The sequence below is a fragment of the Pseudomonas sp. TH15 genome, assembly GCF_016651105.1.
GTDB lineage: Bacteria > Pseudomonadota > Gammaproteobacteria > Pseudomonadales > Pseudomonadaceae > Aquipseudomonas.
This window is the reverse complement of record NZ_JAEKEL010000001.1, coordinates 3002084-3017569: the sequence shown is the minus strand read 5'-3', so window position 1 is coordinate 3017569 and position 15486 is coordinate 3002084. Positions and strand designations below refer to the sequence as shown.

At 58.9% G+C, this 15486-nt stretch carries 18 protein-coding genes; 14 read left to right on the top strand and 4 right to left on the bottom strand.

The genetic code is table 11. The features are described from left to right. Nucleotides 1–29: 29 nt before the first annotated feature. On the bottom strand, nt 30–1121 hold the full coding sequence (gene aroC / locus JFT87_RS13730; RefSeq protein WP_201202001.1) for a chorismate synthase: 1092 nt from the start codon (nt 1119–1121) through the stop codon (nt 30–32). An 84-nt stretch (nt 1122–1205) separates the two neighbouring features. Between aroC and JFT87_RS13725 the strand changes: the two genes are divergently transcribed. Both JFT87_RS13725 and JFT87_RS13720 read left to right on the top strand, forming a co-directional pair. Further along, the gene (locus JFT87_RS13725) at nt 1206–2204 is read left to right on the top strand and encodes an alpha/beta hydrolase (protein WP_201201999.1); all 999 of its coding nucleotides are present in this window, start codon (nt 1206–1208) and stop codon (nt 2202–2204) included. Nucleotides 2205–2355: 151 nt separating this feature from the next. Then, nucleotides 2356–3147 (top strand): hypothetical protein, encoded by a 792-nt coding sequence (locus JFT87_RS13720; RefSeq protein ID WP_201201997.1) that lies wholly within the window; start codon nt 2356–2358, stop codon nt 3145–3147. 100 nt (nt 3148–3247) lie between these two features. Here the strand turns inward: JFT87_RS13720 and prmB are convergent, their stop codons facing one another. After that, nucleotides 3248–4156: a 50S ribosomal protein L3 N(5)-glutamine methyltransferase gene (prmB, locus tag JFT87_RS13715; RefSeq protein WP_201201995.1), complete on the bottom strand. Its 909-nt coding sequence runs from the start codon at nt 4154–4156 to the stop codon at nt 3248–3250. 253 nt (nt 4157–4409) lie between these two features. Between prmB and JFT87_RS13710 the strand changes: the two genes are divergently transcribed. From JFT87_RS13710 to JFT87_RS13690, 5 genes are all read left to right on the top strand, one after another. Then, entirely contained in the window at nt 4410–5000 is a 591-nt protein-coding gene (locus JFT87_RS13710) for a cysteine hydrolase family protein (RefSeq protein ID WP_201194695.1), read from the top strand. 131 nt (nt 5001–5131) lie between these two features. Continuing rightward, nucleotides 5132–5452 (top strand): hypothetical protein, encoded by a 321-nt coding sequence (locus JFT87_RS13705; RefSeq protein WP_201201994.1) that lies wholly within the window; start codon nt 5132–5134, stop codon nt 5450–5452. 85 nt (nt 5453–5537) lie between these two features. Continuing rightward, nucleotides 5538–6095 (top strand): Smr/MutS family protein, encoded by a 558-nt coding sequence (locus tag JFT87_RS13700; protein ID WP_201194699.1) that lies wholly within the window; start codon nt 5538–5540, stop codon nt 6093–6095. 77 nt (nt 6096–6172) lie between these two features. After that, nucleotides 6173–6718 carry a GTP cyclohydrolase I FolE gene (gene folE / locus JFT87_RS13695; RefSeq protein WP_003204506.1) on the top strand — a complete coding sequence of 182 codons (546 nt, stop codon included), beginning with the start codon at nt 6173–6175 and terminating at the stop codon, nt 6716–6718. Nucleotides 6719–6820: 102 nt separating this feature from the next. Beyond that, nucleotides 6821–7192 (top strand): glutathione S-transferase N-terminal domain-containing protein, encoded by a 372-nt coding sequence (locus JFT87_RS13690; protein ID WP_201201992.1) that lies wholly within the window; start codon nt 6821–6823, stop codon nt 7190–7192. Nucleotides 7193–7311: 119 nt separating this feature from the next. Here JFT87_RS13690 and JFT87_RS13685 read toward each other — a convergent pair whose 3' ends face one another. Continuing rightward, nucleotides 7312–8478 (bottom strand): aminotransferase-like domain-containing protein, encoded by a 1167-nt coding sequence (locus JFT87_RS13685; RefSeq protein ID WP_201201990.1) that lies wholly within the window; start codon nt 8476–8478, stop codon nt 7312–7314. An 82-nt stretch (nt 8479–8560) separates the two neighbouring features. Between JFT87_RS13685 and JFT87_RS13680 the strand changes: the two genes are divergently transcribed. The 3 genes from JFT87_RS13680 to JFT87_RS13670 all read left to right on the top strand — a co-directional run bounded on the left by JFT87_RS13680 (nt 8561) and on the right by JFT87_RS13670 (nt 11363). Continuing rightward, nucleotides 8561–9007 carry a MarR family winged helix-turn-helix transcriptional regulator gene (locus JFT87_RS13680; protein ID WP_201201988.1) on the top strand — a complete coding sequence of 149 codons (447 nt, stop codon included), beginning with the start codon at nt 8561–8563 and terminating at the stop codon, nt 9005–9007. Nucleotides 9008–9322: 315 nt separating this feature from the next. Beyond that, the gene (locus JFT87_RS13675) at nt 9323–10672 is read left to right on the top strand and encodes an NCS2 family permease (RefSeq protein WP_201201981.1); all 1350 of its coding nucleotides are present in this window, start codon (nt 9323–9325) and stop codon (nt 10670–10672) included. A gap of 64 nt (nt 10673–10736) precedes the next feature. Beyond that, complete coding sequence (locus JFT87_RS13670) at nt 10737–11363, top strand: LysE family translocator (protein WP_201201979.1); 627 nt, start codon at nt 10737–10739, stop codon at nt 11361–11363. Between the two features lie 172 nt (nt 11364–11535). On the opposite strand, the gene uraH is transcribed toward JFT87_RS13670, so the two are convergent. Then, nucleotides 11536–11889 (bottom strand): hydroxyisourate hydrolase, encoded by a 354-nt coding sequence (gene uraH / locus JFT87_RS13665; protein WP_010456673.1) that lies wholly within the window; start codon nt 11887–11889, stop codon nt 11536–11538. Nucleotides 11890–12296: 407 nt separating this feature from the next. Between uraH and puuE the strand changes: the two genes are divergently transcribed. The 4 genes from puuE (at nt 12297) to JFT87_RS13645 (ending at nt 15483) form a co-directional block, all read left to right on the top strand. Beyond that, a complete protein-coding gene (gene puuE, locus JFT87_RS13660) occupies nt 12297–13223 on the top strand; it encodes an allantoinase PuuE (RefSeq protein WP_163909161.1) in 927 nt (308 codons plus the stop codon). Next, entirely contained in the window at nt 13220–13744 is a 525-nt protein-coding gene (uraD, locus tag JFT87_RS13655) for a 2-oxo-4-hydroxy-4-carboxy-5-ureidoimidazoline decarboxylase (RefSeq protein ID WP_201201977.1), read from the top strand. Before puuE ends, uraD begins: the two co-directional genes overlap by 4 nt. Nucleotides 13745–13832: 88 nt before the next feature. After that, complete coding sequence (gene alc, locus JFT87_RS13650; RefSeq protein ID WP_121733428.1) at nt 13833–14828, top strand: allantoicase; 996 nt, start codon at nt 13833–13835, stop codon at nt 14826–14828. A gap of 151 nt (nt 14829–14979) precedes the next feature. Next, nucleotides 14980–15483, top strand: a complete 504-nt coding sequence (locus JFT87_RS13645; protein WP_010456681.1) for an ureidoglycolate lyase — start codon at nt 14980–14982, stop codon at nt 15481–15483. Nucleotides 15484–15486 lie beyond the last annotated feature (3 nt).

The following is a 15486-nucleotide window of genomic DNA, read 5'->3' as shown; positions in this document are numbered from 1 at the left end:
TCAGAACCCGGCAGTTGTAAGGTCAGCCATTAAAGCTGACCCAACACCGGAGTGCTCACGCGTACGTCGGCGTTCTGCCCACGATGACGCAGCAGGTGATCCATCAGCACGATGGCCATCATCGCTTCGGCAATCGGCGTGGCACGGATGCCGACGCATGGGTCGTGGCGGCCCTTGGTGACAACTTCCACCGGGTTGCCATGGATATCGATGGAACGGCCCGGCGTGGTGATGCTCGACGTCGGTTTCAGCGCCAAATGCGCAACGATTGGCTGACCCGACGAAATCCCGCCGAGAATGCCGCCGGCGTTGTTGCTGAGGAACCCTTGCGGGGTCATTTCATCGCGGTGTTCGGTGCCGCGCTGGGCGACGCTGGCGAAACCGGCGCCGATTTCCACGCCTTTGACTGCGTTGATGCTCATCAGCGCGTGGGCCAGTTCGGCGTCGAGGCGGTCGAAAATCGGCTCGCCGAGGCCAGGCATCACGCCTTCGGCCACAACGGTGATCTTCGCGCCGACCGAATCCTGGTCGCGGCGCAACTGGTCCATATAGGCTTCCAGTTCCGGCACCTTGTCCGGATCAGGGCTGAAGAATGCGTTTTCTTCCACCGAATCCCAGGTCTTGAACGGGATTTCAATCGGCCCGAGCTGGCTCATGTAGCCACGAATGACGATGCCCTGGCTAGCCAGGTACTTCTTGGCAATCGCCCCCGCCGCCACGCGCATGGCGGTTTCCCGCGCCGAACTGCGACCGCCGCCGCGGTAATCGCGTTCGCCGTATTTGTGGTGGTAGGTGTAGTCGGCATGGGCCGGACGGAACAGATCCTTGATCGCCGAGTAGTCCTTGGACTTCTGGTCGGTGTTGCGGATCAACAGGCCAATGGCGCAACCGGTGGTGCGGCCTTCAAACACGCCGCTGAGGATTTCGACTTCGTCGGCTTCCTGGCGCTGAGTGGTGTGGCGGCTGGTGCCGGGTTTGCGGCGGTCAAGGTCACGCTGCAGATCTTCCAGGGAGATCTCCAGACCCGGCGGGCAGCCGTCGACAATGGCGACCAACGCCGGACCATGGCTTTCGCCAGCGGTGGTGACAGTGAACAGCTTGCCGTAGGTATTGCCGGACATGCGGGACGCTCCGTGAAATCGAACCTGAATACGTAATGCGCGCCAGTATACGCAGGCTACCCAAGTAGTTCATCCTCGAACCTTATGGGTGCCTGCGAGTCCAACCGGCATCTTGTTCATGATGGCGTGATGATGCTGCGAGTTCTAGCCTTGAGCCTTACCCTGTTTACCGGCTTTGTCCAGGCCACTGTCCTGCAACGCCCAATCACTTTGGATACCGGCACCGGCGAGCTTTTCGGCTCCCTGTTGCTGCCAAAATCCGACACGCCGGTACCGGTTGTCCTGATCATTTCTGGCTCCGGCCCTACGGATCGTGACGGAAATAACCCGGACGGCGGGCGCAACGACAGCCTCAAGCGGCTGGCCTGGGTGCTGGCCAAACACAACATCGCCAGCGTGCGCTTCGACAAACGTGGCGTGGCGGCGAGCCTGGCCGCCACGCCGGACGAACGCAATTTGTCGGTGGAAGCCTACGTGGCTGACGCCGAAGCCTGGAGCCGCAAGCTCAAATCCGACCCGCGCTTTGGCCAGTTGATTTTGCTCGGCCACAGCGAAGGTGCGTTGATTGCTACGTTGGCAGCGCCGAGTGCTGATGCGGCGGGGGTGATTTCCCTGTCCGGCAGCGCCCGCCCGGTCGATGAGGTGTTGCGCCAGCAATTGAGCAATCGCCTGCCGCCACCGCTGATGCAGCGCAGCAATGAGCTGCTCGACAGCCTCAAGGCCGGGCACACCGACGATAATGTGCCTCCACAGTTGGAGGTGATTTTCCGTCCGAGTGTGCAGCCGTATCTGATTTCGCTGTTTCGCCAGGATCCGTCGGCCGCCTTCGCCCGCTTGAAAATGCCGGCGCTGATTGTCCAGGGCAGCCACGACATTCAAGTCGGTGTCGGCGATGCCAAGGCACTGAAAGCCGCCAAACCCGACGCCACACTGGCGGTGATCGAAGGCATGAACCACGTGATGCGCATTGTGCCGAACGACGTGAAACGGCAATTGGCGTCCTACAAGGACCCTAATTTGCCCCTGGCAGCGGAACTGGGCACGCGAATCATCGAGTTTATTGACGGACTTCGCACCAGTTGAGCGCTGTCAGGGGGCGTTCTCAACTAGTTTTCACGCCGCGAAAACCAGGAGAGAACGCTCCCTAACCCTCTAGTCTTCAAAAAAACGGCCGATAAGCCTTTGTCGCCAGCGCTATGACTGGCGGCAAGCGCTTGGACAGGATCTCGCCGTTATGACTGATACCCAGACTTCACCCGACACCACCGCTGAAAAAGACGCACCTCCAGTGGTCGAGCTGCCGTGGGCGGACGTCCACGTCGAGCACCACAAGATGCTCCGCCTGGCGCCGTTGCAGACCGACCGCAATACGGGTGGCCGGCCACTGCGCTTTGTCGAGTTCGGTTACGCCGAGCGCAACAGCAAGGAACACAGCCTCATGCGCATGACCATCTCGCTGCCAGGCCAGCGGGTGCGCAAGGAACAGAATCATCTGGACGTCTGGGTCGATCACGAGACCAAACGCGTGCATTTCGGACCGGCCAGCGGCTTGCAGATCGAACCGATGAACCGTGGCATCGGCCGTTACCTGGCGGCTCAAGGCATTTCCTGGGCGAAAAAATGCTGGCCCGGCTACACCGTCGACGGCAGCGACCTGAACAACAAGGATGCGTTGAACGAAGACACGCGCCTGCGCCGCGATCACTTTTTGCGGGTGCATGGTTTTGACGTGGTTTACGCCGACGCCCAGCATTTGAAGGGCAGCGTCAAAGAGGTGCAGGTCAGCGATTTGCTGACCGACTGGAATACCGAAAAGCTGCAGCAGGTGGAAATTCTCGAAGCTGCGCAGATGCTTCAGCAGGCCGAGCAGAACCTGGCCGAGCAGGAAGTGAAGCTCAAGAAACACGAAGAAAAAGTTACCAAGTACAAGCGCGAAGATGCCGGGCTGCGATTTACCATCAGTTGCCTGGTGGCGTTTGCGGTGTTTCAGGCGGGGTTGTTGATCTGGATTGCGACGCACCGGTAAAGATTCAAGACCGAGGCGCGGCTATTCGCGAGCAAGCCCGCTCCCACAGGAGAATGCATTCCAATGTGGGAGCGGGCTTGCTCGCGAAGGCTTTCTTATGTCAGACGCGAGAAGCAAACACCGCTTGATGATCGCGGCACTGCTCCGCCGTCAACATGAACACCCCATGCCCACCGCGCTCGAAATCAAGCCAGGCGAAGTCGACTTCCGGGTACAGCGCTTCGACGTGAACCTGGCTGTTGCCCACTTCGACAATCAGCAAGCCCTTCTCGGTCAGGTGATTCGCCGCTTCGGCGAGCATCCGGCGTACCAGGTTCAAACCGTCGTCACCGCAGGCCAGGCCCAATTCCGGTTCGTGCTGGTATTCGTCCGGCATGTCCGCGAAATCTTCCGCATCGACGTAGGGCGGGTTCGACACGATCAGGTCGAAACGTTGCCCCGGCAAGCCATCAAAGCCATCGCCCTGAACCGTGTACACCCGCTCATCGACGCCATGGCGCTCGATGTTCTGGTTGGCCACTTCCAGCGCTTCGAACGACAGGTCGGCCAGCACCACTTCGGCGTTCTGGAATTCGTAGGCACAGGCGATACCGATGCAACCGGAACCGGTGCACAGGTCAAGAATCCGCGCCGGGTCGGTGCCCAGCCACGGAGCGAAGCGCTTTTCGATCAGCTCGCCAATCGGTGAACGCGGGATCAGCACCCGCTCATCGACGATGAACGACATGCCGCAGAACCAGGCCTCGCCCAACAAGTACGCAGTAGGAATGCGTTCTTCGATACGACGCTTGAGCAAGCGTTGCAGATTGACCAGCTCATCGTCTTCCAGATTGCAGTCCAGATAGCTGTCGGCAATTTCCCACGGCAGGTGCAGCGCACCCAGCACCAGTTGACGGGCTTCGTCCCAGGCGTTGTCGGTCCCATGGCCGAAAAACAGATCCTCCCCATGGAAGCGGCTGACGGCCCAACGGATATGGTCACGCAGGGTACGAAGTCGGGAAGTGATCACGGGGGCAACTCCAAATAAAACGACTGGCAGAAAAACGACTGGCGATTCTAACAGCCAAAACGCTTCCCGACGACGCAGGAAAAACACCGGATCAGATGTAGGACTTATCCATTTTTTCGGTTGGCTATTGAACAAAACGAGCATCTTGACAAGGCTGCAAGCCAGCAAAGACGGTGCCTACGATGGTAGCGATTCACAGAACCGCTCAGCCAGAGGACAATGTCGCAAAAGCCCCACTCCAAGGAGCCCCAGAATGTCCGTTCCACAAACGATGTTTCAACTCAGCGGTCGCGGTTATCCGGCGGCCAAACTGAGCCAGGCGACCCTCATCATCATCGATGCTCAGAAAGAATACCTCAGCGGCCCGTTGGCCCTGAGCGGCATGGATGCTGCCGTCGCGAACATCAAGCAAATCGTGGCCGCTGCCCGTGCAGCCGGTCGGCCGATTGTGCACGTGCGTCACCTCGGCACCGTCGGCGGGCTGTTCGATCCACAGGGCGAGCGCGGTGAGTTCATCCCGGGCCTGGAGCCACACGCCGACGAAACCATCATCGGCAAGTTGCTGCCGAGCGCGTTCCACGGCACCACGCTGTACGATCGCCTGCAAGAACTCGGCTCCCTGGACTTGATCGTCTGCGGGTTCATGAGCCATTCCAGCGTCAGCACCACCGTGCGCGCCGCCAAGAACCTGGGCTTTCGCTGCACTCTGGTCGAAGACGCCTGTGCCACCCGCGACCTGCCTTACAAGGGCGGTGTACTCAGCGCCGAGCACGTTCAGCAGACCGAAATGGCGATCATGGCGGACAACTTCGCCACCCTCGCCCTGACCCACGATCTGATCTGATCGACTCCAGATGAGCGGCTAATGCCGCCGCTCATCCGCAAAAGCATCTCATTTTCTGCAATTGTCTTAGCCTCAGGAACATCCCGGACAACTCCCGGTCGAAGGGCCGATACCCATTGAGGAAGGTCGGAATGAAGTTATCCGATGGTTTTGACGCACGCCGCCTGCGGCCCAAAAGCCGAAGCAACTGGCGTTATAGATTCGGCGCAGCAATTGCCGCCCTGCTGGCGATGGGCGGTGTGCTGCTCGCCATGGCTGGTGCCGCCAGCCTGTTCGGCCACGCGCCCGCCATGGGCGAATTGAATACCAACCGCGTCGGTGCGGCTGTGATTCTGGCGATTGGCCTGTTCGTGCTGTACATCGGCGTGTGGCTCTGGCGTCGCTGCCGGCGCCGTTCGCGCCAGTCGCGGGAGCTGAATTTGTCCCCGCACCTGATGAAAAAACACGACTGAATCAACGGCCCGTCGATCTGACGGGCCCAATTGTTATGGATGGCGCCTCGACTTGGGTAAACTGGCGGCCTTCGCGGAGGCTGACATGCAAGACGACGATTTTTCCCTGTTTAAAAGTGCGACCCAAGGCATCAAGCCGATCAAGCACGATCGCGCCGAAACCGGCAAACCCAAAAGCGACCGCGCGCAAATCGCCAAGCTGCGTCAGGCCGCCACCGTGCGCACCGATGCCACCACCGTTGATGGGCTGTCGGATCAGTTCGTCATCGATGTCGGCCCGGAAGACGAGTTGATGTGGGCGCGCGACGGCGTTCAGGAAAGCCAGATACGCAAACTCAAGATTGGCCAGATCCCGTTCGAAGGCAGCCTCGACCTGCACGGCATGAACGTGGAAAAGGCTCGGGAAACCCTTTGGGCCTTTCTCGCCGAAGCCACCAAATTCGAAATCCGCTGCGTACGCGTCACTCACGGCAAAGCTGTGCGCCTGGACGGCAAGCGGCCGATGATCAAAAGCCACGTCAACACCTGGCTGCGCCAGCATTCCCAAGTACTCGGCTTCACCTCGTGCCAACCGAAACACGGTGGTGCCGGCGCGGTGTATGTGATGCTCAAACGCACCATGATGGAAGGCCGCGACGAGTAAAGCTGTCGCGCCACGCTTGCAGCGCCGTGTCCGCCACCGTACCCTTGACCTTTGCGAAAAATCCCACAGGTAGTTTCATGTCCCTGGAACAGAATTACACCGCGATTCTCGGCCAATTGGGCGAGGACGTGTCCCGCGAGGGCCTGCTCGACACGCCAAAGCGTGCCGCCAAAGCCATGCAGTACCTTTGCCGCGGTTATGAACAGACACTGGAAGAAGTCACCAATGGTGCCTTGTTCAGCTCCGACAACAGCGAAATGGTGCTGGTCAAGGACATCGAGCTCTACTCGTTGTGCGAACACCACCTGCTGCCGTTCATCGGCAAGGCCCACGTCGCCTATATCCCGAGCGGCAAGGTATTGGGGTTGTCGAAAGTCGCGCGGATCGTCGATATGTACGCCCGCCGCCTGCAGATCCAGGAAAACCTCAGCCGCCAGATCGCCGATGCGGTCCAGCAAGTCACCGGCGCCCTGGGCGTTGCGGTGGTGATTGAGGCCAAGCACATGTGCATGATGATGCGCGGTGTGGAGAAGCAGAATTCGTCGATGATCACTTCGGTGATGCTCGGTGAGTTCCGCGAAAACGCTGCCACTCGCAGCGAGTTTCTCAGCCTGATCAAGTAACTCGCAGCACGAAGAAAACCGGCACTCATCGCCGGTTTTTTTTCGCCTGTGAAAAATCAGGTAAGCTGCGCGCCTTCTGTTTGCCCTTGTGAGGCTTCTACCGTGTTCGTTAAAGCGCTTCGTGTCGGCCTTGGCCAACTGATCATCTTCATCGACTTCATCACCCGTCCAGGCAAAAAGCAGCGCCCCGCCGCCGCTCAGGCTCAGGTTGAAGCGGATGCCAAGGACCTGACGCTGTATCAGTTCCACGCCTGCCCGTTCTGCGTGAAAACCCGCCGCACCCTGCGCCGTTTGAACGTGCCAGTGGCGTTGCGCGATGCGAAGAATAACGAACTGGATCGCAAGGCCCTGCTCGAGCAAGGCGGCAAGATCAAAGTGCCGTGCCTGCGGATTGAAGAGAATGGGCAGACCACCTGGATGTATGAATCCAAGGTGATTATTGATTATCTGGATAAGCGGTTTGCAGCGGCCTGATGATTTTTGGGTGTTTGAACTGACGCCATCGCGAGCAAGCTCGCGATGAGGCCCTCCCCGGCACCGCAAATTTCGGACAAAAATAAACCGGCCCTTGAGCCGGTTTTTTGTTTCTGTCGTCAGGCGGCTTCTGCTGCCTGGGCCTGCCTAACAACCGTCGCCAACCGCTTGAGCCCTTCATCCAATCGCGCCGGGTCGATGTGGCTGAAATTCAACCGCAGGTGACCGGGGTTGTTGTCCGGGTCTGGGAAAAACGGCTCCCCCGGCATAAACGCTACGTCCGCCGCCAGTGCGTCCTTGAGCAAGGTCCGGGTGTCCAGCGGTTGCTTGAGCGTCAGCCAGAAAAACAACCCACCTTGCGGCACGTTCCAGTCCGCCAGATCAGAAAAGTGCGTTTCCAACGCCGACTGAAACGCATCCCGACGAACGCGGTAAAAATCCCGCAGCTCGCTCAAGTGCTGCTGGAATTTCTCGGTGCCAATCCATTGCAGCGCCTGCCACTGGCCCACGCGATTGGTGTGCAAGTCCGCCGATTGCTTAAGTTTCAGCAAGTGCGGGAACAGGTCGGGACTGGCAATCAAGTAACCGACCCGCAGGCCCGGCAGCAGGGTTTTGGACACGGTGCCGGTGTAGATCCAACTGGCGTTTTTCAAGCGACTGACGATCGGTGTTGCGCTGGCGCCGTCGAAGGTCAGTTCGCGGTAGGGTTCGTCTTCGATCAGCGTGACGCCGAACTCGTCCAACAACGCGGCCACGGCATCGCGCTTGGCTTCGCTGTAGCGCACTGCCGACGGGTTCTGGAAGGTCGGAATCAGGTAAATGAACGCAGGCTTGTGATTCTCCAGTCGCGAACGCAACTGTGCCAGGTTCGGACCGTCTGCTTCCTGCGGCACGGTGATGCAGTCGGCGCCGAACAGCTGGAAAATCTGCAACGCCGCCAGATAAGTCGGCGCTTCGAGCAAAATTTCGGTGCCTTTGTCGATGTAGAGCTTGGCCGCCAGATCGAGGGTTTGCTGGGAGCCGCTGACCACCAACACCTGGCTCGCCTCACACGGCACGCCCAGCGCCCTCGCCTCGCCCGCCAGTGCTTCACGCAGTGCCGGCTCGCCTTCGCTCATGCCGTATTGACCCATGGACAGCGGCATGTCAGCCCACTCGACTTTCGGCAGCATCGCTTCGGCCGGCAAGCCGCCAGCGAACGACATCACTTCCGGACGCTGGGCGGCGGCAAGGATTTCACGGATCAAAGAACTTTTAAGGCGCGAGACACGTTCGGAAAAAGCCATGGGGGTCACCGGTAGCGGGGCCTGAAGGAAATGAGTCAAACTGGTTGACCGAAATTACGACAGCTTGAGCGGATACGTCAACATGCTTGACCTTAAAAACCCCACGACCCAGCAACAAGCAATGGAAGCGTTTTTCTTCGGCTACCAGGCTTTCACGGCCAAGGCTGACGAGATGCTTGAGCGTCGCGGCTTGAGCCGGGTGCATCAGCGCATCGTGTTTTTCATCGCCCGTTACCCGAACCTGAGTGTGAAGGATTTGCTGGCATTGCTCGGCGTGACCAAACAGGCGTTGAACATTCCACTGCGTCAGTTGGTGGAGATGCATTTGGTGGACAGCGTGGCGTCCGAGACTGACAAGCGAAAACGGCTGCTCGAATTGACTGACGATGGCGCGCGGTTTGAGCAATCGCTGCGGCGTGAGCAGGTGACGTTGCTGGAGCGGGTATTTGCCGAGGCTGGGGAGACGGCGGTGAATGGGTGGTTGGCGGTGAATCTGGCGTTGGGGAACAGTCAGACAGTTCTCGACTGATTGATCTGGCCCCATCGCTGGCAAGCCAGCTCCCACAATGGTTGGCGGTGTACTCAGATGTACAGAACCACTCAAATCCTGTGGGAGCTGGCTTGCCAGCGATGAGGCCCTCGAAGGCGATATATCCCTATCGACGGAACTTTCGTAAACAAAACCGAAAACATTATTTGCTTTATTTGTATACAAAAGCATAATCCACTTCGTGCGAGTTCCTGACCAAGCGGTCAACAAATTCGCAAGTGCCTCAAAGGGCCGCTGCCACCCTCATGGGTCCGGCCCTGGAAATAAAAATAAAACTCTTGAGGAGTACTCGCTGTGGAAAGCCGCAAATCCGAAGCTTCGTCGCTGGATCTCTCGCCGCCGTTACGTAATGGCTGGCTGGAGCGCATCTTCAAACTCAGCTTGCATGGCACCACGGTGAAGACCGAGCTGATTGCCGGTCTGACAACCTTCATCACGATGGCCTACATCATCTTCGTCAACCCGAACATCATGGCTGACGCTGGCATCAACCACGGCGCGGCGTTCGTTGCCACCTGCATCGCTGCGGCACTGGGTTGCCTGTTGATGGGCCTGTACGCCAACTGGCCGGTCGGCCTGGCACCGGGCATGGGCCTGAACGCATTCTTCACCTACACCGTGGTCGGCACCATGGGCTACAACTGGGAAACCGCCCTCGGCGCGGTGTTTGTCTCCGGTGTGTTGTTCATGATTCTGACGTTTTCCAAGATTCGCGAATGGCTGCTCAACAGCATTCCGGTCAGCCTGCGCTACGCCATGGGCGCCGGGGTCGGACTGTTTCTAGGGATCATCGGCCTGAAAACCGCCGGCATCATCGTCGCCAGCCCGGCCACCCTGATCAAACTCGGCTCCCTGCGCGAGCCTGGCCCGCTGCTGGCGGCCATCTGCTTCCTGATGATTGCCGTGCTCAGCTACCACAAAGTCTTCGGCGCGATCCTCATCAGCATCATCACCGTGACCCTCGCCGGTTGGGGCCTGGGCCTGGTGCATTACGGCGGCATCATGTCCGCCCCGCCGAGCCTGGCACCGACCTGGATGGCCATGAACATCGCCGGCGTGTTCAACGTCAGCATGATCAGCGTGGTGTTGGCGTTCCTCTTCGTGCACATGTTCGACACCGCCGGTACCTTAATGGGCGTCGCCCAGCGCGCCGGCCTGGTCAACGCTGATGGCCGGATCGAAAACCTCTCTCGCGCCATGAAAGCTGACAGCGCCTCCAGCGTATTCGGGGCGATGGTCGGCGTCCCTCCAGTAACAAGCTATGTAGAAAGTGCCGCGGGTGTAGCCGCTGGTGGTCGGACTGGTCTTACCGCAGTGACCGTAGGTGTGCTATTTATTGCCGCGATGTTCTTCGCACCGCTGGCTGGCATGATTCCGGCTTATGCAACGGCGGGTGCGCTGATTTATGTGGCGATGCTGATGATGAGCGGTATGGCTCACATCAACTGGGATGAAGCGACCGACAGCATTCCGGCGATCGTCACCGCGATCATGATGCCGCTGACCTTTTCGGTCGCCGACGGCATCGCACTGGGCTTTATCACTTACGTGGTGCTGAAGGCTGGTACCGGTAAGTACAAGGAAATTTCCGCCAGCTTGTGGGTGCTCTGCGCGATCTTCATCGCCAAGTTCATTTTCTTGTAAGCCGTCATAGCTTCAAACAGCCTCACCCCGTCGGGTGGGGCTTTTGCACATTAGGAGGAAAGTGATGAGTCTGGAAACCTGGCTGCTGTTCAGCGGCGCCGCGCTGGTGGTAATCCTGATCCCGGGGCCATTGTCTTTGCTGATGATCAGCAACAGCCTGAACTACGGTTTGCGCCGTTCGTACCCGGCGTTTCTCGGCGGGGTGATTGCCTCGATTTGTCTGCTCAGTGCGTCGGCGCTGGGTCTGGGCGCCCTGCTGCTGGCGTCGGAACAGCTGTTCAGCGCGCTGAAGATCGTTGGCGCGCTGTACCTGTTTTACCTCGCTTGGAAGAGCTGGCAACAATCGCGTCAACCGTCCCACGGCGCCGAAGTGCCCCAGGCCGCACCTGTGCCACGCTTTCGCGCACTGTTCGGACGCGCGTTTGTGTTGGGCGCAAGTAATCCAAAAGACATCCTGTTTTTCGCCGCTTTCCTGCCGCAGTTCTTGAGCGCTGAACAGCCGTTCCTGCCGCAATTGCTGGTGATGATTGCAACCTGGGCGGTGTTGGATCTGCTGTGCAAGTTGGCGTATGGGCTGGGTGCCCATGGCGCGGCGCGGTATCTGCGCAGTGGCAAGGGCCAGAGTTGGTTTAACCGGATTAGTGCCGCGTTGTTCGGTGGCGCGGGCGCCGCGTCGTTGTTGAGCCGGTAAGTAAAGCAAGATCAAAAGATCGCAGCCTTCGGCAGCTCCTACAGGGGATCGCATTTAAATGTAGGAGCTGCCGAAGGCTGCGATCTTTTGACTTTCCTGAAGGCAAAAAAAAGCCCGCAGTGTGAGCGGGCGAAAGACCAAAGAAGCTTTTTGCGCAGATTCTTGGGGGAGTCTAGCTTCCTCTGTAGGTCGAATAGCTGTAGGGCGAAATCAGCAGTGGCACGTGGTAGTGATCCTGTTCAGCAGAGATGCCGAACCGCAGCACGACTACGTCCAGGAACGCGGGTTCCGGCAGCTGAACGCCACGGGCGCGGTAGTAATCGCCCGCATGAAACTGAACCTGATAGACCCCGGAACGGTAGTCATCGCCTTGCAGCAGCGGTGCATCGACACGGCCGTCGCTGTTGGTAATCGCGCTGGCGACCAATTCCAGCTGCGAGCCTTCAACGCGGTACAACTCGACCTTGATCGAGCTGCCCGGGCAACCGTGTGCAGCGTCCAAAACGTGTGTAGTCAAACGTCCCATTGATTCTGCGCGCCTGGCTGCGTAGAGCAGTCAGACCTCGCGCCTCCCGAAGTCAGTTGAAAAGGAGACCGCACCGTTTCGGAGCACGAAAAGCTGCGGCGAGCGACTGATTAAGACACTTTTCAAAAAAATTGTACACAATAAAAACGACATTTTTACGCCCTCCCCCGCCATCCGCGAATTTGCAGCGGATTTACCCGCGAACCATGCAGTCAGCGAACCTCCTATTCATTAGCTGACCAGTCAGGCAGGTTTCTTGCAGTAGCATCCATTCATGACAGTTAATGAAAAATGCAAAAAATCAGGCTTACAAAGTGAATATAAAGTTGTATACAATCAGCCCATCGCTGTGACGCCACGCCAGGCTGCCACACAAATTGCTACCACGAATAAGAAGGAAGACTGCAGTGAGCGCTGACTACCCACGCGACCTGGTCGGTTACGGCAGTAACCCTCCGCACCCACACTGGCCGGGCAATGCCCGCATCGCCTTGTCCTTCGTACTCAATTACGAGGAAGGTGGCGAGCGCAATATCCTGCACGGCGACAAAGAGTCCGAAGCCTTCCTCTCGGAAATGGTCTCGGCGCAGCCGCTGCAAGGCGCGCGCAACATGAGCATGGAATCCCTTTACGAGTATGGCAGCCGCGCGGGTGTCTGGCGGGTGCTGAAGCTGTTCAAGGAATTCGACATTCCGCTGACCATCTTCGCCGTAGCGATGGCCGCCCAGCGTCACCCGGACGTGATCCGCGCGATGGTCGATGCCGGCCACGAAATCTGCAGCCACGGCTATCGCTGGATCGACTATCAGTACATGGACGAAGCGCAGGAACGCGAGCACATGCTCGAAGCGATCCGCATCCTCACCGAACTCACAGGCGAACGCCCACTGGGCTGGTACACCGGCCGCACCGGCCCGAACACCCGTCGGCTGGTGATGGAAGAAGGCGGTTTCCTCTACGACTGCGACACCTACGACGACGACCTGCCCTACTGGGAACCGAACAACCCGACCGGCAAGCCGCACTTGGTGATCCCGTACACGCTGGACACCAACGACATGCGTTTCACCCAGGTCCAGGGTTTCAACAAGGGCGACGATTTCTTCGAATACCTCAAAGATGCATTCGATGTGCTTTACGCTGAAGGCGCCGAAGCACCGAAGATGCTGTCGATCGGCCTGCACTGCCGACTGATCGGCCGTCCGGCGCGTCTGGCCTCGCTCAAGCGTTTTATCGAATACGCTAAAAGTCATGAACAGGTATGGTTCAGCCGTCGCGTCGACATCGCTCGCCATTGGCATGAAACCCACCCGTACCAAGGGGCTGCCAAATGAGCACCTTCCAGACACTGAAACCGTCGACCCTGAGCCGCGATGCGTTTGTCGCCGCCTTCGCCGACATCTACGAACATTCGCCATGGGTGGCCGAAAAGGCTTTCGACCTGGGCCAGGACGCTGCGATCGACGAGATCGACGAGATCGAAACCCTGCACCAGCGCATGAGCGACATTTTGTTGAGCGCTGATCACCAAAGCCAGCTTGAGCTGGTCGTCGCTCACCCCGACCTGGCCGGCAAAGCTGCCGTCCAGGGCGAACTGACCGAAGCCAGCACTAATGAACAGGCTGGCGCCGGTATTCACCAATGCTCGAGCGATGAGTTTCAACGCTTCACCGAGCTGAATGACGCCTACAAGGCCAAGTTCAAGTTTCCCTTCATCATGGCGGTAAAAGGCAGCAACCGGCATCAGATCCTCGCGGCGTTCGAAACGCGCATTCACAACTCGGCAGACACCGAATTCAAATGCGCGCTGGCGGAGATCAACAAGATAGCGTTGTTCCGATTACTGACTCTCTAGCAAGCTTGGCCCGAGTGTTTAAAAACGCGAAATACACCCAGGACCCTGCAAGCATCCCAAGCCAACTTATTAAAGGCAGACAAGAAGAATGAAAGCTTACGCCGTACCTTTCGAGAAGTTCGTCAACCTGGCCGATGCCCGTCTGGGCACCAAAATCATCTCGGTCACCGATGACTGGTTCGCTGATGCCAACCGCCTGTTCCAGCCGACCCCGGCTGTGTGGAAAGAAGGCGTGTTCGATGACAACGGCAAGTGGATGGACGGCTGGGAATCGCGCCGCAAGCGCTTCGAAGGCTATGACAGTGCCGTGATCCGCCTGGGCGTACCAGGTTCGATCAAAGGCGTGGACATCGATACTTCATTCTTCACCGGCAACTTCCCGCCGTCGGCCTCCCTGGAAGCCTGCTTCCTGGCAGAAGGCGAACCGACTGAAAACACCCAGTGGGTTGAAGTGCTGTCGGCTGTCGAGCTGCAAGGCAACAGCCATCACTTCCACGAAATCAACAACGACCAGGCATTCAGCCACCTGCGCTTCAACATCTACCCGGATGGTGGCGTAGCGCGTCTGCGTGTGTACGGCGTTCCGCACCGCGACTGGTCGGCCGTTGGCGACAACGAGCAGATCGACCTGGCCGCAGCCCTCAACGGTGGCCGCGCCCTCGCCTGCTCCGATGAACACTTCGGCCGCATGAGCAACATCCTCAACCCGGGCCGTGGCATCAACATGGGCGACGGCTGGGAAACCGCACGTCGTCGCACGCCAGGCAATGACTGGGTGATCGTCGCGCTGGGTCATGCGGGCGAAGTCGAGAAAGTCATCGTCGACACCCTGCACTTCAAGGGCAACTACCCGGACACGTGCTCGATCCAGGGCGCTTTCGTGAAGGGCGGTACTGACAGCCAGATCGAAACCCAATCGTTGTTCTGGCGCGAACTGCTGCCAGCGCAGAAACTGGAAATGCACGCTGAACACACCTTCGCCGAGCAGATCAAGGCGCTGGGCCCGATCACCCACATCCGCCTGAACGTGTTCCCGGATGGTGGTGTGAGCCGCCTGCGCGTACTGGGCAAGGTCGCTAAATAAGCGCTGAACCTGTGGCGAGGGAGCTTGCTCCCGCTGGGCTGCGAAGCGGCCCCGCTTTTCTCCAGGAAGAAAGGGGACTGCTGCGCAGTCCAACGGGAGCAAGCTCCCTCGCCACAATAAACAACACAGAATTCAAGGTAAGAAGACCAGCATGCGCACATTGACGATTGAACCGCTGACCAAAGAAGCCTTCGCCCCTTTCGGTGACGTGATTGAAACCGACGGTAGCGATCACTTCATGATCAACAACGGTTCGACCATGCGCTTCCATAAACTGGCGACGGTGCAAACCGCCACGCCAGAGGATAACGCGATCATCAGCATCTTCCGCGCCGACGCGCAGGACATGCCGCTGACCGTCAGCATGCTGGAGCGTCACCCGCTGGGCAGCCAGGCTTTCATCCCGCTGCTCGGCAACCCCTTTCTGATCGTGGTCGCGCCACTTGGCGATGAACCTGTATCAGGCTTGGTCCGCGCCTTCGTCACCAACGGCAGGCAGGGCATTAATTACCATCGCGGCGTTTGGCACCATCCGGTGCTGACGATCGAAAAGCGGGATGACTTCCTGGTGGTTGATCGCAGTGGCACAGGCAATAACTGCGATGAGCATTTTTTCAAAGAGGATGAGCGTTTGATCCTTGCCCCCCACCAATAAGAG